Raw genomic sequence first — 22,840 nt, 5'->3', positions numbered from 1 at the left:
CAAGCGCCGTCCAGGCCCGGGAGGGGGGATTATCTCTTTGTACCGGGACGTGAGGTTTCGTGTCGCAGCCCGAACCCCTACCACAGCCCCGTGCCGCTCGGTGTAGATCCACTCATCGATTCTTGCGTCACCAGAAGACGGAAGTGCGGGGCTTTTTCACCGCCAGCTGCCAGTTCGCCCAGCTCGACGGTCTCCACGGTCAGCTGTTTCATGGCGACGACCTTGCCCAGGATGTCCGAAAGGTCACCGGCCATTCGCTCACCGGCGGCCATGTCGCTGGGAGCGACACGTACGAGCAGTTCGCCGGGTACGTTCTGTTGTACCTGCCAGCGATCGAGCGGCATGGCTTCCAGTGCCAAGCGAAGAGGCTTGACACTCACAAACTGCCCGTGAGCGTCGACGACGAGCCCACGCTGCCGCCCCTCCAGCTTCGTCAGTCGCGCGTGTGGCCGGCCACAGGAACACGTACCGCGCAGGATTTCTGCACAGTCACCGGGCTGATAACGCAGAAAAGCCGTCGCCTTGTTCACCAAACCGGTGATGAGGAGGTGTCCATCCTGTGCGACGTCAACACGGATACGCTCCTCCTCGACATGGTACGTCCCTATTGAGTCCGGGCATTCCCAGGCAACCCGTCCGAACTCCTGAAGCCCATACAAGTCACTGTGCGGCGCGCCGAACGATTCCGAGATTGCCTTTCGCGCTTGCGGGTCCAGCGTGTCCCCATGGGTGAGCACTCGCATCGGCTTCGGCAGTCGGAGTAGGCCTTCTCGCTGACGAAGCATCGCGAGGAGAACCTCCATGGGTTGCCCCCAAACGGCATGAGGTCGGAAGTCCTCACAGATACGGTTCACGTATTCACATGACTCACGGTCGATCTTCGAAATGTTGACCGTCACGACAACGGAAGCGCAGTTGTATGGACTCGCACCGAAATCGACCAGCTTGTGCCGCGGATCAGAAGTGAATCGGAGAAGCCTGTAGCCCGGAGCTAATCCGTACGCTTCCAGCATGCGAAGGCCGGCCGCTGCCGCCTCGGTGAGGAGCGAGTCGTCGTGGACGATCGTCATAGGCTCGCCCGAAGTCCCGGAGGTTTGGACACGCAGTTCATCCACCTCGTGAACCAGGCCCGTCAGGAACGACTTCGGCGAACCCCGCACGACGGACTTACTGAGCGCTGGAAGCGTTGCCAGAGTTTGCGCTGCCGCTTGAATCGAGAGGTCCTTGCCCTGGAGCAGCGGAGCATAGAATTCGGTTTGCGCAGCCCGTTCCAAGGATTGAGCCAGACGTTCGGCGCGGATCTCCTGAAGCGCTGCCGGGTCCCGGGCGGCAGCGTTGTACACATCCAGAAAGATCCGCCACCCATCCCCCACGGCCCGCGTTTCGCGCAAAGCCTGACTGTGCCACCACTTGTGAGGAATCATCTTACGTCCGCAATGCCTTTCCTTGGGATGGGAGGGATACGCCGTCGGGTCCAGGGTTCAGAGAACCCTGGCCCCGATTTCTGCTGAGCGGCCTTTACCAGGCCTCCTTGACGTCGATGCCCATATTCATTCACCTCCTTCAACCACGGTTCGTGTACACCAATCAGTTCGCGCCGTGCAACGGTTGACCTGACCGCACAGCTGAACCTCCGCTGATTGGCCATATGCACTGCATCGCCAACTGTGTAACACCGACCCAACATAGCCTTCGACCGAGGCCGCGACAAGAGACGATCAAGCCCATGGATGATGTCGGATGGGCCTTTTCTGGCCAATCTTGGATGGCCTCATTGACACCCTCGACATGTTGTTACTTTCATTGCGTCCCTCTCTTGTCCCAAGCGCTTCTTTTCTGCGTATCGTGTTCTATGTAGGGGGGGGCCATGGCCCACGGAAGTGCCTTGTATATCCGCGAGACGGAACTCACCGACCTGACCGAGGGGACTCTTAGAGCTGTGGGAACTCCCACCTCGACGGCGGCAGCTGTGGCTCGCGTGCTGGTCGACGCGGAGTTGCGTGGGCATCCGTCACACGGTGTCGCAATGCTCCCTATTTATCTTGAGCGCGCCCGGCGCGGGGGAATTGATGCCCAGGCGTGCCCGACGTGGACTTCTGTTTCCGGAAGCGTGGGTCTCGTGCGAGGCAACGGCGCTTTTGGTCAGCTCGCAGCCGAGTTGGCGGCAAGTCGATGCGCTTCCGCTGCAGCCGAACAGGGGCTGGCCGCAGTGGGGGTGCGCGACAACAACCACATCGGGATGCTGGCCGCCTATCGGAAATATTTCACCGACAGTGGAGTCATTGGCCTGATCCTGAATGTATCGGGACCCAGTGTGTCCGCGCCCGGCGCGCAGTACGCGACGCTGGGAAACGACGCAATGTGCCTGATCGTTCCCCGTTCGGACGACAAGCCCTTCATAATAGACTTTGCGGCAGGAACAGTCGCCTGCGGAAAGATCCGCTCGGCGGCCTTGCGTGGTGAGAAAGTGCCTTCCACCTGGCTGCTCGACGCAATCGGTCAGCCCAGTACAAACCCCGAAGACCTGGACAACGGGGGCTCGGTGCCCGTTTTCGGTGGATATAAAGGGCTGGGTGTCCTGCTCATCATCGAAATCTTGGCCGGCGTACTGGCCGGTGCAACCGTGAGTCCGCTCGTCAACCGCCAACGACATCAGGTAGAGCTTCCAATGGGATGCTCACAGCTGTTCATCGGTTTCGATTCACAGTTGTTCGGTGCGACGGACACGACAAGTTTGATAGACGTGATTGCGAATGCGGTGCATGAGGGCTACGCAGGAACGCCACCGCACCCCTACCTGCCGGAGCAGTACGAGCTCACCCACGCCGAGGTGGCTCGCGAGCAGGGTGTTGCAGTCCCGCATGTGCTGGCTGCTGAACTCGGCTGGGTGTCCGCCTGAATTCCGTTACCACGATCACCGGGATCTTTTCCCCGTCAAGGTGACGGCACCGGCCCCGAGGCGGCAAGGAAGGGCTCTACATGCTCCGGTCAAGCCGCCTGCGGGCGGCTGGGAGAGAGTGAACCTCCGGTTGGTCACCGAGGAGCGCTCCTGGGTCGATCGAGTGGTGGTCCAAGCCCTTCAACGCCTGTTGGCACTCGCAGCCCCTGGCCTGGTCGCGTCGGTGGTGGGACGTTCCAGGGCCGCGGACCCCGGGGACGGACGGCCGGTGGCGGAGAACGCCGCTGAGCAGGTTCCGCGAACTGCTGATGAAACCAACTCGGCCGGTGGTGAGTTCAGGGCGGCGCGGGGGGAGCATCCTCGGCTCGACAACCAGTTCCTTGAGCCGCACCGGCCGAATTCCCCGGTGTACGAACGCCGTGCCGACGTTCGTGGCAGCGTCGTTCGCGCCGCTCTTGGCTGCTCCGGCGAACACTCCCGCGACCAGGCTGACTGTCCGCCCGGACAGGGAGATGGCCAACCGGCCGACGTTCGGCAGCAGCGGAGCCGGACACATACTCAGCTCCGCCAGTCCGGCGCGGCGCAGCTGTCGGCCATTGCCCAGATGAGTTCTTCCGTGTCCGCCCGGGCGTTGCCGCTCCGCGCTTGCCACGGCATCACGTCGACGACGTTCATCGCCGCCAGCCGGCGCATTCTCCTGCCCGCGTCGATGACGGTCCGGACGGGGCCGTTCTCCGTGGCAGTGGCCATTCGACGATCTGACCCGTCGACGAACCACGGTGAGGTGCCGGACGCCTGACAGCCCCTTCGTCGTCAGCTCCCTGGCCGATGGCAGACCGCAGTTCTCACGCGAAGTCGGAGGGCTGACGGAAGCCGGGCGTCGAAAGAGCTGATCACCCTCATACGGCTCCGCGAGGCCGGAACCGCTGTCCCAGTCCCTCTCTGCTCTAAGGAACACACATGCAGGACCATTGTCTTGTCGTCATAGGTCTCGGCTACGTCGGGCTGCCCCTTGCCGTGGAGGCCGCCGAGGCCGGCATCAAGGTGTACGGCCTGGACTCGAACACCGCCCGGGTCGACAGCCTCCTGGCCGGCTGCAGCCATGTGGACGACATCTCCGACGCCCAGGTCGCTCACGCCCTCGAGCTGGGCTTCGAACCCACGACTGGCTCCGACTGCATCGGCCGAGCCGACACAGTCTTGATCTGCGTTCCCACACCGCTACGTCAGTCGGTCCCCGATCTCGGTGCGGTACGCCGCGCCGCCATGACGATAGAGGAGCATCTGAGCCGGGATACGCTCGTCGTACTTGAGTCGACAACGTATCCGGGTACCACAGAAGAAGTGCTGCGTCCCCTGCTGGAACGGGGCGGTCGCCGTGCGGGTCGCGACTTCCACCTCGCTTTCTCGCCCGAGCGCATCGACCCGGGCAACGCACAATTCGGCTTGCGGAACACCCCCAAGATCGTTGGTGGTGTCACGGGGCGATGTTGCCAGGTGGCTACGCGGTTCTACAGCAGGTTCGTCGACCGCGTTGTGCCCGTCAGTTCACCGGCGGTGGCGGAAATGTCCAAGCTTCTGGAGAACACCTACCGCCAGGTCAACATCGCACTGGTCAATGAGATGTCCGTGTTCTGCCACGAGCTTGGCATCGACTTGTGGGAGGCCATCGACGCCGCCTCGACCAAGCCGTTCGGTTTCCAGGCATTTCGGCCGGGCCCCGGGGTGGGTGGCCACTGCATCCCCATCGATCCCAACTATCTCTCGTACCGGGTGCGTTCCCTCGGGTATCCGTTTCGATTCGTGGAACTCGCACAGGAGATCAACGACAGGATGCCTCCCTTCGTCGTGGACCGCATCGTGCGACTCCTGAACGAGGACGGGCGCAGTGTGCGCGGTTCGAAAGTGCTGCTGCTCGGGGTGACATACAAGGCCGATGTCGCCGACGAGCGGGAGTCACCGAGCCTGGTCGTCGCCGAACGACTCCTCGCGTTGGGGGCCCATCTCTCCTACCACGACCCGTTCGTCCCGGAGTGGCGTGTGGGCGGGCGGCTGCTGCATAGCGTGGCGGACACCGAGCAGGAAGCCACGGAGGCCGACGTAACGGTTCTGCTTCAGGCACACCGAGCGTACGACTGGGAGGGTCTGTCGAGGAGCGCGCGGCTGCTGCTCGACACCCGCGGTGTTACTTCGGGAAAGAACGTCATACGGTTATAAGACCGCGCCTCACGTGGTGAGGCGGACGAGTTGTCCGTAGCCGCACAGGGCGGCGGCAGGTCCCACCCAGCTCTGGCCGGAGATCGTCCAGCGCGGCCGGACGCCGGTGCTCGCCCTGACGGGCCTGGCCCGCTATCGGGAACCCAAAAAGCTCCGACCCGGACGGTTCTCGGGAGCCGCCCGCTTCGTCACTACCGCCGCCGACACGTGCTCCGCCTTCACCGCCACTGGCTGGCTCTCGACCAGCGCCTTCACCCTCTGACAGCTACGGAACGTGACTGCTGTCGGTGGGCGGCGAGAACAAGGCCGTGAAGCCTTGTCGACGTCACGGGGCCGGCTGGTGTCGATGGCGGCCGGGAGCCCGGCGTGCTGCTCGTCGACAGCGAAGTGCGGACCGAGGGGAAGGGGGAGCGGTGTGGTGATCGCCTAACCGCTGCCTCGTTGTCCCGGACCAGCATCTACGGGGCCCCGTTCCAGCAGGTCAGAAGCTTCCAGTGTCCGTCGGTCAGGGCGTCGGTGGTTCGGGTGGGCAGCATTCGTGCGGCGATGATCCGTGAGTAGCCCGCGACCATCACGAGGACTGGCGGGCGTCCGCTCTGCCCATGGCCCAGCGGGACGTCGGCCGGTGGGAACCACAGATCGCACTGGGCAAGTTCGCCGGTCTGATACGTCGTGCGCGAGACCGGAATGACGGGCAGCCAGGCCGGACATAGATCGCGGACCCGGTCCTGATCGGCATTTGTTTGCGGATCCAGGCAGCTGGTGTCATGCCGACCGGCATCCGCTTCGGGCAACTTCATTCCCGCGGCACCGCTGCCGCATCCCACTCCGGCCAGGGGCTACTGAGCATCCGTCGTGACGGGCCAGCAGATCTCGGTGTGCGTGGGGCTTGAGCCTTCGATCGACAGGTAGTGCTCACGCACGGGTCCCGGTACGCCGATCTGTCGCTCCATGATGTAACTTCCCAGGTCCCCGCAGACCCGGTCCGCCCCTTCGCGGTCACCCGTGTGCACGGCCACGGCGTAACGGGTGGCCGGCAGGCTGGTCTCCACCAGCCGGGTGTCGGCCGGCGGCGGGACATCCATGGGCACGAAGAGCGTTGCCCTGCCCGTCTCGTCGGTGAACAGCTCTCGTGTGACGAGCCCGCCCAGCGGGCCGTGCGGGGCCCGCTCAGCACGGGGCAAGGCAGTGCGGATTTCCCGCAGAGCTTCTGCGTACCAGGTGTAATAGTCGTCCAGGCTGATCATCGAGGTCAGGGCCCACACCCGCGTACGGGGCAGCGTGCGGAACTCGACGTCGAGTTGCCGGCTGCTTCCGGTCAGAAGCTCACGCAGCGTCCGGACGGCCTTGCTGGTCTCCTTCAGCTGGTCCTCCATACGCGTCAGATGTGTGGCGATGATCGCGTTGCGGTCCTCGGTTCTCTCGGCGGCCAGTACGGCCTTGACCTCCGGTAGCGGCATGTCCATCCCCCGGTAACAGCGGATGATCTGCGCCTGGGTGACCTGATCCGTGCCGTAGTGGCGGTATCCGGTGTGCGGGTCGGTGTGAATCGGCTCCAGGAGCCCCACTTCGTGGTAGTACCGCAGCGCCTTCTTGCTCAGGTGCGTCATCAGAGCGAATTCGCCGATGCTGAGGCGTGCCGTCACAACTTCTCCTTCGCGGACGGGCCGCGGGCTGGGGATCACGTGCAAAGGGCGGCGCACCGTTCACTCGTGACGGTGCGCGGAGCAGTGACGCGGGACTCCTGCGTCACAGTCGGCGCAGCCAGGTTTGACCTTCCCCTTACAGGAAGGTCGATCGTCGGATGCAGCGGGGCCGGTCCACGGCCCTCGAAGCACTTGGACGGGTTGCGTCATGGAGAATCTCACAGGGAAGACTGCTCTGGTCACCGGCGGTACCAAGGGGATCGGAGAGGCCATCACGCGCCGCCTGGCGGCTGCCGGCGCTCGCGTCGCCACGACGGCCCGCAGCAAGCCCGCCGGAGGGGTGCCCGCGCACATCGACCTGTTTGTCGCGGCCGACCTCTCCACGTCGCGGGGCGCCGAGGACGTTGCCGCAGCGGTGCTGGAGTCTTTCGGCGGCATCGACATCGTGGTCCACAACGCCGGGGGCAGCGATGCGCCCATGGGGCCGGCCGCGAGTTTCGGCGACTCCGTCTGGGAGCAGACCCTGGCGCTGAATCTGATGGCCCCGGTCCGTATCGACAGGGTGCTCACCCCGGCCCTGCAGCGGAGCAAGGGTGCCATCGTGCACGTGACGTCCCTCGGGGCCAGGCTTCCCAGCGTCGTCACGGTCCCTTACGCGGCAGCCAAGGCTGCCCTGGGCAACTACAGCAAGGCGCTGGCCACAGAGCTCGGCTCCTCGGGCGTCCGGGTCAACCGTATTCAGCCCGGATTCATCGAGACAGCCGGCACGCAGGTCTTCATGGACGACATGGCGGCGAGCGCCGGCACCGACCACCAGGCCGCACGCCAGGCGATCATGGATGCGCTCGGTGGTGTCCCTCTGGGCCGGCCCGGCCGCCCGGAGGAGGTCGCCGACCTGGTGGCATTCCTCGTGTCCGACGGGGCCCGGTACATCACTGGAATCGACGTCACCATCGACGGAGGCTCCTTCCCTTCCGTGTGACGCACGGCAGTTCCTCACTCGCGCGCAACCGGTGGCAGCGGAGGAGGGGTTGCGTCGTGGAGAGGCCAGGAGACGACCGGGTGGTGCGTCTCGGGGCGGTCCTGGCGCCCGCACTCCGGCGAAGCGCGCCCGCGTCCGCGCATCGCCGTCATCGGCCGAGCTGACGAATTTCCCGGCTCGGTGGCACACGCCGGCTTGCGGGCCCGACCTTCGCCGCCGGTGCGATGACGAGTGGCTCATCGAGTAACCCCGGTGAACCACGGCTCGGCGCCGCCGGACACCGACTCCCAGGCCGGCAAGGCCTGGAGAGGCCGGGGCCGGCGTGCCGGCGGAGAGCGTGTCACTGCGCGGGGGAGGGAGTGGGCCCGATCCGACCTCGCAGCCCTCAGGGGATGCCGTCGTAGGTCTGGAGGGCCTGACGGGGGAGGCCGGCACCGGAAGGGAAGCGCGTGAGCCCGCGCACTGTCGATCAATATCGCAGGGAGAACAAGAACCATGCCCATGATAAAAGCCCTCGGTCTCGTACCGCGTCGCGAGGGAATCAGTCCGCAACAGTCGAACCGGCACAATCGGAAAGGGAACCACCGATGAAGTTCGGGGTGAACTGCACCTTCACGGACCGATCGACCATGTCCCCGGCCGAGTACGGTCGAGCCGTGGAGGAGCGAGGATTCGATTCGATTTTTCTCGCCGAGCACACCCACATTCCCGTTGATGAAAGGTCGCCGTACCCGTTCGGTGATCGCCCGGCCTCCCTCTACCACACTATCGACCCTTTCGTGGCACTCACCGCGATGGCCGGCGTCACCCATCACCTGCTTCTCGGCACGGGAATAGCGCTGGTCGCGCAGAGGGACCCGATCACCACGGCCAAGCTCATCGCATCTCTGGACCTGTTGTCGCACGGTCGGTTCATCTTCGGGATCGGATCCGGTTGGAATGCCGAAGAAATGGCGAATCACGGCGGGGATCCCGCCAGGCGTGGCGCGATCGCGACCGAGCATGTTCTCGCGATGAAGGAAATATGGCACCACGAAAAGGCCGAATTTCATGGTAAATTCGTGGACTTCGATCCCATCTATTCGTGGCCCAAGCCTGTGCAGCGCCCGCATCCCCCGGTCTATGTCGGCGGTGGGGAAAAGGCATTCGCCCGGGTGGTGGAGGTCGGAGACGGCTGGTTTCCCAACCCTCAGTCGCCCGACGGGTTGAAGCCGAGAATTGAGCGGTTGCGCGAACTCGCAGGCCGTGAAGTCCCCGTGACGGTCCTGCATGTGGGGCCGGCCGGAGCTGGGATCGTCGGCGGGTACGAACAAGCCGGTGTGGAGAGGATCGTCTTTCCCCTCGACACGGAGGCGCCGGACCCGCTGGCAGCCCTCGACGATCTGGTCCGGCTCACCGCTGACCTGACGGCCGACCTCGGCAGCGCCCCCGCAGGGCTTCGTGCAGGGCCTGTCGGGTCAGACGAAGTCGCGTAGGCCACGCTCCGCCTCCGACGGTTCCGGCTCCCGCCCGTTCGACGTCCGGCAGCACACCGAGCGAAATACGCGGTGCTTGCGGTGGCGGGTGGCGGGCGGCGGCCAGGACGGCAGCACCGGCTACCGCGTGAGTGACGGGAGCGGCGTGAGGGCTGGATGTGACGTCGGGACGTGGCTCGCCGTCCTCGAACCGCCCGGTACCACGCCCGCCGTGGCACCCGAATAGGTTCTTCTCATGATCGCAACCTCTGCCCGGCTGCTTCGGCTGGTGTCCCTGCTGTCGAGCAGGCCCACCTGGTCCAACGCGGAGCTCGCACGACAACTGGACGTCACGGAGCGCACGGTGCGCCGGGACATCGACCGGCTGCGTGAGCTCGGCTACGGCGTGGAGTCCGTACCGGGGCCGGGTGGCGGCTACCGCTTCGGCGCGGGCAACCGTATGCCGCCGCTGAATCTGGACGACGACGAGGTGTTCGCCGTGGCCGTGGCGCTCAGGGAAGCCGCACACGGTGCGGCACTCGGTGCCGACCCGGCAGCACTGTCGGCGCTGCTGAAGCTGCGGCAGATCCTCCCCGTCCGCATGGCGAAACGGCTGGCGGGCCTGGACGCCACCGTCGAACACACCGCGCGCTGCGAGACCCCCCGGGCGTCCGCCGACGTGCTGTTGCTGCTGGCCTCCGTCTGCCGGGCGTCCGAGCGCACCACACTCACCTACCGTGACATGCACGGCACGACCACGGTCCGGTGCGTCGATCCGCACCGCCTGGTGTACACCGGCGCCCACTGGTACTTCGTGGCCCGCGACGTCGAACGATCGGCCTGGCGGACGTTCCGTGCCGACCGGGTGGTGCGGGTCGAGTCCACCGGGCAGGTCGTCGAGCTGCCGGACGCCCCGGACGCCGCGCAGCTGGTCTCCGAGACCATCACCCGCACCGGGTACCCCTTCTTCGCCCGTGTCCGCCTCCCGCTGTCCTACGACGACGCCCGGCGTCTGGTGGCGCCCATCGTCGCCACCCACGAACCCGACGGACCGGACGCGACGGTCATCAGCATCGGCGGATCCGACCCCGACCAGCTCGCCGGCTACCTCCTCAGCCTGCGCACACGGCTGGAAGTGCTGTCGCCCGACTCCGTTCGCGAGGCACTGCTCGCCCGGCTCGACGACCTGTACCGGGGCAACGGACCGGGCCGGCAGGGAGCCGATGAGCAGCAGTGACGCTCCGCTCGTGACGACCGGGCGGGCTCACGCAGCGACCGGTGAGAAACCAGGACCGTAGGTGTCCGGATCTGCTTCTAGCCTGAATGCGAGGCACAGAGCGCCGAGCGCGTCACGCTTCGGACGGGCCTTCCCGCAGTCCCCACCTCTTACCCGTTCATGGGAGCACAACATGTCAGCCACCCCCCGCCTGCTGGTCTACGGCGCCACCGGTTACACCGGGAAGCTCGTCGCCGAGCACGCCAAGGAGTCGGGCCTCGACGTCGTCGTGGCCGGTCGCAACCAGGAGCGCGTCAAGGTACTCGGCGAGGAACTCGGCGTCGAAAGCCGCGCCTTCACGGTCGACGACCCCGCACTTCTGCGGGACGCGCTCGACGGCATCGCCGTGGTGCTGAACGTCGCGGGCCCCTTCCACCGCACTGCGGGCCCGCTGATGGACGCCTGCATCGACAAGGGTGTGCACTACCTCGACACCACCGCCGAATACGACGTCTTCGCCACCGCGCGCTCCCGGCACGCCGAGGCAGTGGCCGCCGGCGTGATGGTCATGTCCGGCGCCGGCTGGGACGTGGTGCCCAGCGACTGCGTGGCCGCCCACGCCGCGGCCCGTGTCGCGGAGCCCGTCGGCCTGCGCCTCGCGCTCAAGCTCCTCAGTGCGACCCCCGAGGAGTCGGAGGGCCTGAACCTCTTCTCCCGCGGGTCCATCGTCAGCGCGACCGAGGGCATCGGTGACCTGGGCGTGCTGGTCCGCAGCGACGGGGACATCGTCGCGCTGCCGGAGCCCAGGGTCGCCTCGTTCGACTTCGGTGACGACGGTCCGGAGGAGTGCGTATCCGTGTCCATGGGTGACCTGATCACCAGTCACCACGCCACCGGTGTTCCCTCGATCGAGGTGTACGTGCAGGTCGGTCAGCCGCTCCCCATCGACCTGGACCTCGCGGCGCTGCCTGACGGGCCCACCGCTCAGGAGCGGGAGGTGGGACGCAGCAAGGTCGTTGCGGAGGTGACCGGCCGGGACGGCAGCGTGGTCCGTTCCCTGATCGAGACACCGACCGGCTACCGGTTCACCCAGCTGTCGTCCGTGGAGATCGCCCGCCGCGTACTGGCCGGTTCCTTCACGGCCGGCTTCCAGTCACCTTCCTCCGCCTACGGCTCCGCACTGGCCCTCGCGGTCGGCGATTCGCAGATCAAGGACCTTTAGGGGCACCACACGGCCGACCGCCTCACGGCAGGGGGCCGAGCGGAACCTGGGTGCGCGGCACCCAGGAAGACAGGTCCTTCCCGGCCGGCCGTCGGCTGACCAGACTGACGGTGTTCGCCCGACCACGGGGGAACGAATCCCCTGGTGAAAGGCCACTGCCATGTCTGCTCCCACCTCCTCGATCCCGAGCGCCCGACAGATCGAGAACCTCATCGCCCGCTACTCGCACCTCGTGGACGAGGGCAACTTCGCGGAGTTCGGCGCACTCTTCGAGAACGCGGACTTCGTGTCCGGTGAGGTGAGCCTGCGCGGTGGGAAGACCATCGAGGACCTGATCGGCTCCATGCTCGTCGTGCACGACGACGGGACCCTGCGTACCCGGCACATCACGACGAACATCCTCATCGAGGTGAACGAGGACGACGGCAGTGCCGAAGCGCGGTCGTACTACAACATCCTCCAGGCGGTGCCCGGCCTCCTGCCGTTGCAGATGGTGGCGGGCGGGCGGTACCGCGACCGCTTCGAGCGGCGGGATGGGACGTGGTCCTTCGCCCGGCGGGAGGTCACCATCGACTTCACCGGCGACACCCGCTACCACCTCAAGGCCCCGCAGGACGCCTGAAGTGCGCCGAAGTGCCCGCTCGCCCCGTGCACACCGGCCCCCGGTGCCGCGAGCCGGGAAGGACTGCGGATGCGCATGCACGTGCCGGCCATGGCGCCCATCGGCCGGGCGCGAACCGGCGGGAACGCCGAGGAGCCACGGGACAACTCCCTGGGGGAGTTCCTCCGGGCCCGCAGGTCCCGGCTGACTCCCGCGGACGTCGGCCTGGGCACCGGCGGCCGTCACCGCCGGGTGGAAGGACTGCGCCGGGAGGAGGTGGCGGTCCTGGCGCACGTCAGCGCCGACTACTACAGCCGGCTGGAGCAGGGCCGGGAGCGAAACCCCTCGCCCCGGATCACCGAATCCCTCTCCCGAGCCCTGCGGTTGGCCCCGGATTCGCGAAGCCGGCTGTTCCGTCTCGCCGGACTCAACCCGAGCCTCCGTCCGGACACCGCCCGTAGGCAGGTGCACCCGGAACTACTGCGCATGCTGGAGGCATCTCACCGGGCAGCGGCCTATGTGCTGAGCCCCTGCTTCGACATCCTGGCGGCCAACGCGCACGCCCAGGCACTGCTGTCTCCCCTCGTCGGTAGCGATCAGAACCTGCTCCGGATCCTCTTCACGCATCCCGGGGCGCGGAGCTACTTCACCGAATGGCCTTCGGCCGTCGACGGCTCGCTGCGCACGCTGCGTCTCAATGCCGTCCGGCTGCACCGGGACACCGAGATCGCGGATCTCGTCGCCGGCCTGTCCGCGGAGTCGGCCGACTTCGAAAGGAGGAGGCGGGAGGGCGGCGAGACGGTCGGCCTGGACCGCGCGTACAGAAAGGTGTTTCACCCCGCAGCCGGACACATCGAGCTCTCGTACCGCGTCCACCGCGTGGCGGCCGCCCCGGGACAGCATCTGTTGGTCGGAGTTCCCGCCCCGGGAAGTCGCAGTGCCGAAGCCTTCACCTACCTCGCGGCCTCGGTCGGGCCGCAGCCATGACCACCTACTCGCTTTCCGCCGTACAGGCGGCAGAGAAAGAGATCATCATGAACGCACGCGCGCACATCGGAGTAACCGGACTCGCGGTGATGGGCCGCAATCTGGCCCGCAACTTCGCCCGCCACGGTTACACGGTCGCCGTCCACAACCGGACCCCGTCGCGTACCCGGACCCTCATGGAGGAGTTCGGTCACGAGGGCACTTTCGTGCCGGCCGAGACCGCCCAGGACCTCGTCGATGCCCTGCAGAGTCCCCGCCGCCTCATGATCATGGTGCAGGCAGGCGCTGCCACGGACGCGGTCATAGACGAATTCGCCCCGTTGCTGGAGCCGGGGGACATGATCATCGACGGTGGGAACGCCCACTTCGCCGACACCCGGCGTCGCGAGGCGGACCTGCGTGAACGCGGTGTCCACTTCGTCGGAGCAGGCGTCTCCGGCGGTGAGGAGGGCGCTCTGGACGGGCCTTCGATCATGGTGGGCGGTTCGAAGGCGGCCTACGCCGTCCTGGGCCCCGTGTTCGAGACCATCAGCGCACATGTCGACGGGGAGGCCTGCAGCACACACGTCGGGTCCGACGGCGCCGGTCATTTCGTGAAGATGGTCCACAACGGCATCGAGTACGCCGACATGCAGATCATCGCCGAAGCCTACGACCTGCTGCGCCAGGTGGCCCAGTACAGTCCGGCCGAGATCGCCGGGATCTTCCGCACCTGGAACAAGGGGCGACTGAACTCCTATCTGATCGAGATCACCGCCGAGGTGCTCTCCCACACGGACGCCGAGACCGGGAGGCCGTTCGTCGACGTGATCGCCGATGCCGCCGGACAGAAAGGCACCGGCCGCTGGACCGTGCAAACCGCCCTCGATCTCGCCTCGCCCGTCACCACCATCGCTCAGGCGACCTTCGCACGCGCGGCGTCCGGACAGTCCGCACTGCGTACCGCGTACCGTCCACTGCCCGGCGGTATGCACGTACCGAAGACGCGCTCCGAGGCGGAACGCTTCACCTCGCAGGTCGAGCAGGCACTGTACGCCTCCAAGGTCATCGCCTACGACCAGGGTTTCAAGATGATCCAGGACGCCGCGCTCGCATACGGCTGGGACATCGACTTCGGAGCGGTGGCCGGCATCTGGCGCGGCGGCTGCATCATCCGCGCCGCCTTCCTCGACCGCATCCGCACGGCGCACGCGGCCGCCCCCGGCCTCGTCAGCCTGCTGGCCGAGCCCGGGTTCGCGGAGGAGATCACCGCAGCCCAGGTCCCCTGGCGAGAGGTCGTCGCCACCGCCGCCCGGCGTGGTGTCCCGGCTCCCGCATTCGCCGCGGCGCTCTCGTACTACGACACACTGCGGGCCGACCGGCTGCCCGCCGCACTGCTGCAGGGCCAGCGGGACTATTTCGGCTCTCACACCTACCGGCGTATCGACCGGCAGGGCGCCTTCCACACGCACTGGGCGCATCCCGATCGCCCTGAAACAGACGTCTGATCCGCGCAGGAACAACTGGCCACCGATCTCGCCTCGCTCGACGGCACGCTCACCGACACCCAGATCACCGAGCTCGACACCCCCACGGCGCCGAGCCTCGACCACCCGCACACGTGATCGAGTCGATGGTCGGTTTCCAGCAGGGAGACACCACCACCAACGGCCTGTCCGCCAATGCCTTCGTCCGCTGACCCCCGGCCGCACCACGACGTGACCAGAACGGAACACACCATGACCGAGACGCTCGAAATCACCACACTGCGGCCGGCTCCGGGCCACACCGCCGATGACTTCGTGAAAGCGAACGCGGACATCGACGCCTACCTGAAGCGACAGCCCGGCTTCCTCTGGCGGCGCATCGTCGAGACCGACGACGGGCGCGTCATCGACATCGTCGCCTACGACGGCCTGCCGCACGCCCGCGCCGGTGCCGCCGGCATCACCGGCGAGATGGCGAACTCCCCCGTCCACGCCACGATCGACCAGGACAGTGTGGACTGGCAGCTCACCACCGCGCTGCACCACCTCACGTGACGGAGGGACCACCAGCATGCCGTTCGCCGACGAACTCATCAGCCTCCACACCGTGCAGAGCCTCACACGCGCCATCCGGGCCGCGGCTCCGGACGCCGACCTCGCGGCACTGCGCGCGGCAGCGCGGCAGATCGGCCCGCTGCCCCTGCGACAGCGCGCCGACCTGCTGCGCGACGCACTGCTGACGGACGTACCGGGCGACTACGCCACACTCGCCCACACCGTGCGCACCGCCCGTGACAAGGCTCCGGACTTCACGGGATGGCTGATCTGGCCGGTCACCGGCGCGGTCGCCACCCGCGCCGTCCAGGAGGGCGGAACCGCCGCCTTCGACGACGCGATGGCGCTGCTCGCGAGCCTCACCGGGCGCCTCTCCTCCGAGTTCGCGATCAGGACACTGCTGCGACACGATCTCGACCGGGCCCTCCGCACCATCGTCGGCGACTGGACCGGATCGGCTGAGGTCGACGTGCGCCGGCTGGCCTCCGAAGGCACCCGTCCCTACCTGCCCTGGGCGGTACGGATCCCACAGATCCTGGCCCGTCCGGGGGCGACCGTGCCCGTTCTGGACGCCCTCTACCGGGACGAGAGCGAATACGTACGCCGCTCGGTCGCCAACCACCTCAACGACCTCAGCCGCGACCACCCCGACCTCGTCGTCGACACGGCACGCCGCTGGCTGGGCACTCCCACCGCCACCACCGAACGCCTGGCGAGGCACGGGCTGCGCACGCTCATCAAGCGCGGCCACCCCGGGGCACTGGAACTGCTCGGCTTCCCTCCCGCCGCCCTGGACGTGGAGGGGCCCCGCCTGGACCGGGACGTCGTCCCCCTCGGCGGGAGCGTCCGGCTCACCGCCTCGATCCGCAACGTGGGTGCTTCCGCGGCGCGGCTGACGATCGACTACATCGTGCACCACCGCAAGGCCGACGGGACCCGGACCGGCAAGACCTTCAAACTCACCACCCGCACCCTCGCACCGGACGAGCGGATCGAGGTCACGCGGGAACACTCGTTCCGGCCGATCACGACACGCCGCTACTACCCCGGGACGCACGCCATCTCCCTGCAGATCAACGGAATCGAGTCCGAACGGGCCGAATTCGACCTGAGCCCCACCGACCCACCGTGACGCGCGGCACGGAGGGAAGCCCTGCATTTCCGCGCCCCGCTCGACGATCGCCGTCCGCGTCCGCCTCCATGTCGGTCACACGCATGATCCGTCCGCCGACAGACCGAATCGCCCACACTCTGCAGCCAGTTGCCCGGTTGGGGGACCAACGCCGAAGAGTTTTCGGGGGCCTCGGGACCAGGAACGAACCTGTCCTGGTCTCGCCGTAGCGTCTTCTTCATGACCACAGAACAGACCTCCGCACACGAACCCGGCCGACCGCAGCACCGGATCTGGAGTGAGATCGAGCCGACGCCGCTGGGGGACTTCGGCAGCCGGATCATGATCAAAGCGCTGACCGCCGACAAGGCGCAGGTGCTGCACGTAGCGATCGCGGCGGACACCGTCATCCCCGACGCCGCGGATCCGAGCGCGCAGGAAGTTCATCCGATGGAGCAGATCGACGTCATCCTGACGGGCCGCATGGCGTACGTGGTCGATGGAAAGGAGCTTGTCCTGGGGCCGGGCGAGGCACTTGGGATTCCGGGTGGAGTGCCCCATTCCGCGGTCGCGCTCGAGGACACGACCATGATCGAGGTCTTCACACCGATCCCGGACTTCCCGACCGGCGAAGTCCGCACACGATGAGTGCGGCGCCGTGCGGTTGCATGCCACCACACCTCAGCACCCACACGTGCATACCGGCAACGACATAGGCATTCGAGCGATCGGTGGCTGTCGGCCTGGGCCGGCTGACCTCCGGCGCCTTCGGGCGAAGGTCAGCACCGTCCGGGCCGGCCTCGCCGAGCAGGGAGTCTTCCGATGAGTACACGCACCGAACCCGATCCCGCCATCCGCTACCTGGCCGTCACCTTCGACTGCCACGACCCCGCTGAATCGGCCCGCTTCTACAGTGAGGCCCTCAACCTGCCCATCACGCTTGCCACTGACGGCTTCGTGCTGCTGGGCCGTGAGGATTCGCCCGGGCTGGGCTTCTACCGCTTGGACGACTACGAGCCCCCCAGCTGGCCGGACCCCTCGGTGCCGAAGCAGGCTCATCTCGAACTGGGCGTGGCCGACCTGGACACAGCCCAGGCCCGGCTCATCGCTCTGGGAGCCGTCGAAGCGGACGTGCAACCGCAGCCCGACCGACGGCGAATCCTGCTGGACCCCGCGGGTCACCCCTTCTGCATCACTCTCTGAGGTCGCGCTCACTCCCGGGCAATGGTGTCGACCACGCGTCCTGCAGGCGCGGGTCACGGGCGTCGGAGCGCGCGTATTTTCGAGCCTCGCCCAGCGCCCGGGGGAGCCGGCGCGTGAGCGCGGCCGCCGCCTCAGCTGTCCTGACCGACGGGGATGTAGTTGGCGTACGCCTCGATGCGGGTGATCAGGCCGGCACCGTCGAAGCCGAAGTGGACCGCGGCGTGCACCTCACCTCGCCCGCCGTCCTTCGCTGTCACGTGCACCACGTGCTGCTGGAGGACCTCGCCCGGCTGGGAGAGCTGGCGGACGATGTCGTAGCGGATCGAGTCGTAGGAGTCGATCTGCCGTCTCAACCCCTCGAAGTACTCCTCGAGCGTCTCATCGCCCTTGCCGTCGTTGTGCCAGACGGTGGCTGCCTCGGCGCACAGGGCACGCGCGGACTCCCAGTCGGACTTCTCCAGTGCGCGTAGGTAGGTGATGACCTTGTCCTTGAGGTTCTGGCTCATGAGGGTCCCTTTTCTGAGGGGAGTTGCGGGTTCCCGGCGGGGGAGGGGCGGTTCCGGTCGGACGCGCAGCGCAGGGGGCGATCGCCGCGGCACCGCGTTCAGGCGGGCGGCGGGCCGTCGTGGTTCACGATCCCGTAGTCCGACGCGAGGTCGGTGTGCTCGGAGTCCGCACGCGCGGCGGCGGGTCCGACCGCGTGGAAGAGGCCTTCGACGGCTCCGGGGTTGTTGATGACAAGGACCTCGGCGGTCCGGGTGATCGTCTGGAACGTGTGCGGGACCAGCCGGGACACGTAGATGTAGGCGCCTGCTTCGGCGTCGTGCACCTCGCACTCGTCCAGCGAGGTCGCTCCGACCCAGAACCGGACGCGGCCGGACAGGACCACCCAGCTCTCGTCCTCCCGGCTGTGGGTGTGCAGCGGGGGCGCGTCCTCGCGGCCGACGGTGAGACGCATGACGCTGACCGCTCCGCTGGTCTCGGCGTCGGTCGCCACCTGCTCGATCACGTTGTCGTAGTAGCGGAAGTCCTGGCCGTCGCCCGGGTTCCGTACGAGGGCAATGCTCATGGTGCGGTCTCCTTCCGACGCGCGGCCCCGAATCGGTGGCCGGCTCGTCGAAGCCGATGTGGGCGCTGTGGCCATGAATGCGTAGAGGCGAAAATCGGCGCTGCCGGGCCGAATCGGTCCTGCGGTGGGCATGCCCGCGCGCCATGGTGAGAAGGTCACACCGGCGGTAGGGCGCACGGTGATGCATCGGGGTTGCCCCGGCTCACGGCCGGCCGAGCCGTCGGCTCAGGTTGCCGGCGACTGCGGTGGCTGACGGATCCAGTCGGGCAGGAGGGCGTACAGACGGACAGCGATCTCCTCCGGGTCGCAGTCGGTGTTGCCCCCGACGGCGGCAGAGAAGACTCCGTGCACGCCGGAGGCGGTGTAGACGTCCTCGACCGAGTTGTGCGGGCCCGTTTCCCGCTCGTCGATACCGAGGTCGCGCCGCAGGGCGTGGAGCTGCTCCAGGAGGAGGTCGCCGATGCCCATCAGGCCGCTCGACGATTGCCAGGTCGAAGCCAGCAGGAAGAGGCTTCTGCGCTGTCTGAGGGAGTCGAGCATGGCGTTCAGCGTCGCCACTGCCACGGCGGTGGGGTCCGCGCCCATGTGCCGATCGTTGATGTTCAGGACGTGAAGGGCGCGGAAGTCGTCAGCGATCACGTGCACCGCTGCCTCTTCGACGGAGTCGAAGTGGTTGTAGAAGGTGGCGCGGTGGATGCCGGCGGCTTCCGAGAGGGCGGAGACCGAGGGGCACGACCCGGTCCGCTGCATGAGGTCGGCAAGTGCGTCCGCGATCGCGCGTCGCGAGCGCGTGAAGCGCGGGTCCGCGTCGGTTGCCGGGGGCTGGTCACTCACCATGGACGCACCCTACTTCGCGGGTGATCGCCGCGCTTCACCCCCGGGGGGCCTCGAAGCCGCCGCCGCTCTCCGGCCGTCGGCAGGTACGCCGTGGACAGCTCGCGGGCTCCGGCGAGGAGGCTCACGCCTGCCTTCGTGCGGCGCGCGCGGCCGACCGGGTGGCACGGGGAAGGGGTCCGATCCCCTGCCGCCTCCGGTTACGGCCGTCATTCGAGCACCGGGATCCACTTCGGACATTTCACTCCTTCGAACGGGTTCGCTCTCGACGCTACCACTATTCGACAGCTGTCGAATAGTGGTCTACGGTGGATGGCGTACCGACCCGCCACGTAAGGAAGCACCATGTCGACGACAGACAGCAGCACCTCCACCACGGCGATCGAGGACAAGTTCGCCGTGGTGGAGACGCTCTACCGATACGCAGCCGGTCTCGATCTGCGTGACAAGGACCTTCTCGCGTCCGCGTTCGCAGACGATGCGGTAGCCGATTTCGGTCCGGCCACGAAGAAGGCCGGCCAGGAGTACCCGCCGGTGGAAGGCCGCGAGACCATCGCCGCAGCCCTGTCGGCCTCGCTCGGTCACCTCGACACCACGCACTCCGTGAGCAACCCGCGGGTGAGCCTCGACGGCGACAGGGCGAACCTCGAAGCGATCGTGGCGTGCCAGCATCTGCCCCGGGAGGACCACTCCCGCCACGTCCTCATGACCAACCGCTACGACGTCGAACTGGTCAGGAACGGCGACGTCTGGCTCATCCAGCACGTCACCGTGGACAACGCCTGGACCGAAGGCGACCCCACCGTCCTCGCGGGCATCTAGGGACCTGCCCTGGCGACGGCCGCCGACGCATCGTTCTGCCGCCGCCGACGGGGCTGCGACCTCCCGGCCGGCCCTGACCCGGCTCCTCGCGCAGGGTGCCCATCCCCGGCACCCGCAGCCCGAAGCACGTCGAGGAGAACACCCGTGCCGCCGATCTCACCGCGAACGAAGCGGACTTGGGGCCGCGATCAACGAGATCCTGACGCACGGCGGCTACGGCGCCCGCTACGGCGAGGACCACGCGCCCACCTGGGTCCGACCCCGGCCTGCGAGCACACCGAGCCCGCCCGAACGCTGTGGCGCCCTCGCCGGGAGAGCGCCGCAGCGCGGCACACCCGCGTCTCTCCGCCGTGCGGACCGCCCGGCGCCATCACGTCACCACGCCCTGTGCAGCCGGTACTTCACCCGGTTCGACGACCGCGGACGGTTCGAGGGCTCATCATGCCTTCGAGCGCGAGGGGGCGCCGTGGTCTCGGTGGTGACGGCTCGCGACCCAGTGCGGCCACGGCACTTCGGCGTGCGGGCTCCATGTCCATTCGCGCACCCATCTCGGAACGGAGTCGCGCCAGTGACGTCAGCATCGGTATCCGCGGGAACATCTCTCTTCACGCCCGTTTCCCTCGGGGACATCGAGCTTGCGAACCGTGTCGTCATGGCCCCGCTGACTCGGATGCGCTCGGGCCCCTCCGGGGTCCCGGGTGGCCTGATGATCGAGCACTACAGACAGCGGGCGAGCCTCGGGCTGATAGTCACCGAGGGGGTCTACTCCAGCCACGAGGCACAGGCCTTCGTGGGACAGCCTGGCATCGTCACGGACGAACAAGTGGCCGGCTGGCGGCGGGTGGCCGAAGCGGTACACGCTCGAGGCGGCCGCATCGTGATGCAGGTCGTGCACGCCGGCCGTGTCACCCACCCTGACGTCAACGGCGGCCGGCGCGTCCTGGCTCCCAGTGCGATCGCGGTCAGCGGCGAGGGGCACACGGAGAAGGGCAAGCAGTCCTACCCTGTGCCACGAGCACTGACCGTCGCCGAGGCCCGAACAGTCCTCGATGACTTCGTCGCCGCCTCCCGCCGGGCGATCGAGGCCGGTCTGGACGGCGTTGAAATCCACGCCGCCAACGGATACCTGCTGCACGAGTTCCTCGCTCCGGCGTCCAACCGGCGCACCGACGGGTACGGGGGTACGCCGACGAACCGGGCCCGCTTCGTCGTCGAAGTGGTGACCGCGGTGGCGAAGGCCATCGGCGCCGGACGGGTCGGGCTGCGGATCTCGCCCGAACGCAACATCAAGGACGTCCTGGAGACCGACAGGGGCGACGTCCTGGCCACCTACGGCCACCTGCTCGACCAGCTGAGCCCGCTGGGTCCGGCCTACCTCTCCGTCCTGCACGAGGAGTTGCGGGGAGGCCTGGTCCAGGAGTTGCGCCGGCGCTTCGGCGGCAAGCTGATGGCCAACAGCGGTTCCTCCTCGATCACCTCGCGTGAGGAAGCAGCGGGGCTGATCGAGGCCGCACACGCCGACGTCGTGGCCGTCGGCCGAGCGGCCTTGGCCAACCCCGACCTGGTCGAGCGCTGGCAGGGCGAACACGCGGAGAACGAGCCGCGCCCGGCACTCTTCTACACATCCGGCGCCGAGGGATACACCGACTACCCGTCCTTCCACGCGGACCGGGCCTGACGAACAGGCTTGTCCGTGCCCTCGCCCATGGCCACCGAGTTCGAGGCGGACTACGGGAGTCGAGGCCGTGCGGCACGGCTTCGACACAGTCCTCGAAACAGCGCCTGCTGACGCCGTCCACAAGGGGGAGGCGGCCAGGAGGACAGGAAGTGGCGGTCCCGCGCTGGGCCGCGCCACGGGTGGGCGTCGAAGACCTGCTCCCGGCCGGGGTCCGTCGGCATTCCGGTCGAAGCCGCAGCGGTCGACGATCGCCTGCACGCACTCCAGCTTCGCGCTGACGTGGTCAGGCGGCGCAGTCGTACTGCTTGGTCAGGTTCTCCACGGCCTCGAGGATCACGGTGCGCGAGTCCTTCATCAGCGACGCGTGGTTCCAGTCCCGTCCCACGAGCGCAACCGGTGAGATCTTGAGGGTGACCATGATGTGCCGCGCGTCGGACCGCCTCATCTCCTTCGCGCACCCCTCCGGCATCCGCACCTCGCTCTGGCGCTGACCCACCCAGCCCGTGAGGCCCTCCCCTATGGGGGTGGCGCCCTCCGGGGGATCGTTCGGCGTGTCGGTGGACCTCACGTCCAGGGTGTACTGGAGCCGCATGCTGCTCCTGTCCTCGGCGTTCCTCCGATTGACGAAGCAGGTGGTGGAGAAGACCGGGTCCGCCGGCCCGGTCGCGGACCCCGCGCTCTTCGGGACGAACTCTTCGACCAGGACGGCCCCGCCCATGCCGTCCTGGAGCAGGCCGGCGGTCCGCTCCGTCAGCATGCCCAGGCACAGGTTCTGCTCGCGCAGTTCCTTGAGCTCGGTCGGCCAGAGCTCGAGTGTGGTGACGACCGCTGCCGCGACGACGAGTACGGCGGGCAGGACCAGGTGCTTCTTGTTCACG

The 22,840-nt window shown here is 67.6% G+C and carries 23 protein-coding genes; 15 read left to right on the top strand and 8 right to left on the bottom strand.

From position 1 onward, the window contains the following. Positions 1-77: 77 nt before the first annotated feature. A complete protein-coding gene (locus JOC24_RS31885; RefSeq protein WP_205023932.1) occupies positions 78-1,424 on the bottom strand; it encodes a phenylacetate--CoA ligase family protein in 1,347 nt (448 codons plus the stop codon). Positions 1,425-1,867: 443 nt separating this feature from the next. On the opposite strand from JOC24_RS31885, the gene JOC24_RS31880 reads away from it, so the two are divergent. Further along, entirely contained in the window at positions 1,868-2,899 is a 1,032-nt protein-coding gene (locus JOC24_RS31880; protein ID WP_205023931.1) for an Ldh family oxidoreductase, read from the top strand. Between the two features lie 558 nt (positions 2,900-3,457). Here the strand turns inward: JOC24_RS31880 and JOC24_RS31875 are convergent. Next, positions 3,458-3,649 (bottom strand): hypothetical protein, encoded by a 192-nt coding sequence (locus JOC24_RS31875; RefSeq protein ID WP_205023930.1) that lies wholly within the window; start codon positions 3,647-3,649, stop codon positions 3,458-3,460. Between the two features lie 210 nt (positions 3,650-3,859). Between JOC24_RS31875 and JOC24_RS31870 the strand changes: the two genes are divergently transcribed. Next, positions 3,860-5,116: a nucleotide sugar dehydrogenase gene (locus tag JOC24_RS31870; protein ID WP_205023929.1), complete on the top strand. Its 1,257-nt coding sequence runs from the start codon at positions 3,860-3,862 to the stop codon at positions 5,114-5,116. A gap of 458 nt (positions 5,117-5,574) precedes the next feature. Here the strand turns inward: JOC24_RS31870 and JOC24_RS31865 are convergent, their stop codons facing one another. Together JOC24_RS31865 and JOC24_RS31860 are read right to left on the bottom strand one after the other, a co-directional pair. Beyond that, positions 5,575-5,916: a hypothetical protein gene (locus JOC24_RS31865; RefSeq protein WP_239581313.1), complete on the bottom strand. Its 342-nt coding sequence runs from the start codon at positions 5,914-5,916 to the stop codon at positions 5,575-5,577. Positions 5,917-5,955: 39 nt separating this feature from the next. Further along, positions 5,956-6,762 (bottom strand): MerR family transcriptional regulator, encoded by an 807-nt coding sequence (locus JOC24_RS31860; RefSeq protein WP_205023928.1) that lies wholly within the window; start codon positions 6,760-6,762, stop codon positions 5,956-5,958. 208 nt (positions 6,763-6,970) lie between these two features. On the opposite strand from JOC24_RS31860, the gene JOC24_RS31855 reads away from it, so the two are divergent. From JOC24_RS31855 to JOC24_RS31805, 11 genes are all read left to right on the top strand, one after another. Beyond that, the gene (locus tag JOC24_RS31855) at positions 6,971-7,744 is read left to right on the top strand and encodes an SDR family oxidoreductase (RefSeq protein ID WP_205023927.1); all 774 of its coding nucleotides are present in this window, start codon (positions 6,971-6,973) and stop codon (positions 7,742-7,744) included. A 587-nt stretch (positions 7,745-8,331) separates the two neighbouring features. Beyond that, the gene (locus JOC24_RS31850; protein WP_205023926.1) at positions 8,332-9,219 is read left to right on the top strand and encodes an LLM class F420-dependent oxidoreductase; all 888 of its coding nucleotides are present in this window, start codon (positions 8,332-8,334) and stop codon (positions 9,217-9,219) included. A 235-nt stretch (positions 9,220-9,454) separates the two neighbouring features. After that, on the top strand, positions 9,455-10,435 hold the full coding sequence (locus tag JOC24_RS31845) for a helix-turn-helix transcriptional regulator (protein ID WP_205023925.1): 981 nt from the start codon (positions 9,455-9,457) through the stop codon (positions 10,433-10,435). Positions 10,436-10,607: 172 nt separating this feature from the next. Then, the gene (locus JOC24_RS31840) at positions 10,608-11,636 is read left to right on the top strand and encodes a saccharopine dehydrogenase family protein (RefSeq protein WP_205023924.1); all 1,029 of its coding nucleotides are present in this window, start codon (positions 10,608-10,610) and stop codon (positions 11,634-11,636) included. Positions 11,637-11,796: 160 nt separating this feature from the next. Further along, on the top strand, positions 11,797-12,258 hold the full coding sequence (locus JOC24_RS31835) for a nuclear transport factor 2 family protein (RefSeq protein WP_205023923.1): 462 nt from the start codon (positions 11,797-11,799) through the stop codon (positions 12,256-12,258). A gap of 69 nt (positions 12,259-12,327) precedes the next feature. Beyond that, positions 12,328-13,224, top strand: a complete 897-nt coding sequence (locus tag JOC24_RS31830; RefSeq protein ID WP_205023922.1) for a helix-turn-helix transcriptional regulator — start codon at positions 12,328-12,330, stop codon at positions 13,222-13,224. A 47-nt stretch (positions 13,225-13,271) separates the two neighbouring features. Next, the gene (gene gndA / locus JOC24_RS31825) at positions 13,272-14,711 is read left to right on the top strand and encodes an NADP-dependent phosphogluconate dehydrogenase (RefSeq protein ID WP_205023921.1); all 1,440 of its coding nucleotides are present in this window, start codon (positions 13,272-13,274) and stop codon (positions 14,709-14,711) included. Between the two features lie 231 nt (positions 14,712-14,942). Continuing rightward, on the top strand, positions 14,943-15,245 hold the full coding sequence (locus JOC24_RS31820; protein WP_205023920.1) for a hypothetical protein: 303 nt from the start codon (positions 14,943-14,945) through the stop codon (positions 15,243-15,245). A gap of 16 nt (positions 15,246-15,261) precedes the next feature. After that, positions 15,262-16,377 carry a DNA alkylation repair protein gene (locus tag JOC24_RS31815; protein ID WP_205023919.1) on the top strand — a complete coding sequence of 372 codons (1,116 nt, stop codon included), beginning with the start codon at positions 15,262-15,264 and terminating at the stop codon, positions 16,375-16,377. 219 nt (positions 16,378-16,596) lie between these two features. Continuing rightward, positions 16,597-17,004, top strand: a complete 408-nt coding sequence (locus tag JOC24_RS31810) for a cupin domain-containing protein (RefSeq protein ID WP_205023918.1) — start codon at positions 16,597-16,599, stop codon at positions 17,002-17,004. 174 nt (positions 17,005-17,178) lie between these two features. Next, complete coding sequence (locus tag JOC24_RS31805) at positions 17,179-17,559, top strand: VOC family protein (protein WP_205023917.1); 381 nt, start codon at positions 17,179-17,181, stop codon at positions 17,557-17,559. A 131-nt stretch (positions 17,560-17,690) separates the two neighbouring features. Here the strand turns inward: JOC24_RS31805 and JOC24_RS31800 are convergent, their stop codons facing one another. The 3 genes from JOC24_RS31800 to JOC24_RS31790 form a co-directional block, all read right to left on the bottom strand. Beyond that, positions 17,691-18,065, bottom strand: coding sequence for a nuclear transport factor 2 family protein (locus JOC24_RS31800; RefSeq protein ID WP_205023916.1), 375 nt, complete (start codon positions 18,063-18,065; stop codon positions 17,691-17,693). Positions 18,066-18,163: 98 nt separating this feature from the next. Continuing rightward, entirely contained in the window at positions 18,164-18,628 is a 465-nt protein-coding gene (locus JOC24_RS31795) for a cupin domain-containing protein (protein WP_205023915.1), read from the bottom strand. Positions 18,629-18,853: 225 nt separating this feature from the next. Then, positions 18,854-19,465 (bottom strand): TetR/AcrR family transcriptional regulator, encoded by a 612-nt coding sequence (locus JOC24_RS31790; RefSeq protein WP_205023914.1) that lies wholly within the window; start codon positions 19,463-19,465, stop codon positions 18,854-18,856. 342 nt (positions 19,466-19,807) lie between these two features. Here JOC24_RS31790 and JOC24_RS31785 point away from each other — a divergent pair, with 342 nt between their 5' ends. Both JOC24_RS31785 and JOC24_RS31780 read left to right on the top strand, forming a co-directional pair. Further along, positions 19,808-20,284 (top strand): nuclear transport factor 2 family protein, encoded by a 477-nt coding sequence (locus JOC24_RS31785; RefSeq protein ID WP_205023913.1) that lies wholly within the window; start codon positions 19,808-19,810, stop codon positions 20,282-20,284. Positions 20,285-20,852: 568 nt separating this feature from the next. Continuing rightward, positions 20,853-21,962 carry an alkene reductase gene (locus JOC24_RS31780; protein ID WP_205023912.1) on the top strand — a complete coding sequence of 370 codons (1,110 nt, stop codon included), beginning with the start codon at positions 20,853-20,855 and terminating at the stop codon, positions 21,960-21,962. A gap of 283 nt (positions 21,963-22,245) precedes the next feature. Here the strand turns inward: JOC24_RS31780 and JOC24_RS31775 are convergent, their stop codons facing one another. Then, on the bottom strand, positions 22,246-22,839 hold the full coding sequence (locus JOC24_RS31775) for a hypothetical protein (protein WP_205023911.1): 594 nt from the start codon (positions 22,837-22,839) through the stop codon (positions 22,246-22,248). Between the last annotated feature and the right edge of the window lies 1 nt (position 22,840).

It is taken from the genome of Streptomyces sp. HB132, assembly GCF_016909575.1.
Classification (GTDB): Bacteria; Actinomycetota; Actinomycetes; order Streptomycetales; family Streptomycetaceae; genus Streptomyces.
This window is presented reverse-complemented; position numbering and strand designations above follow the sequence as displayed.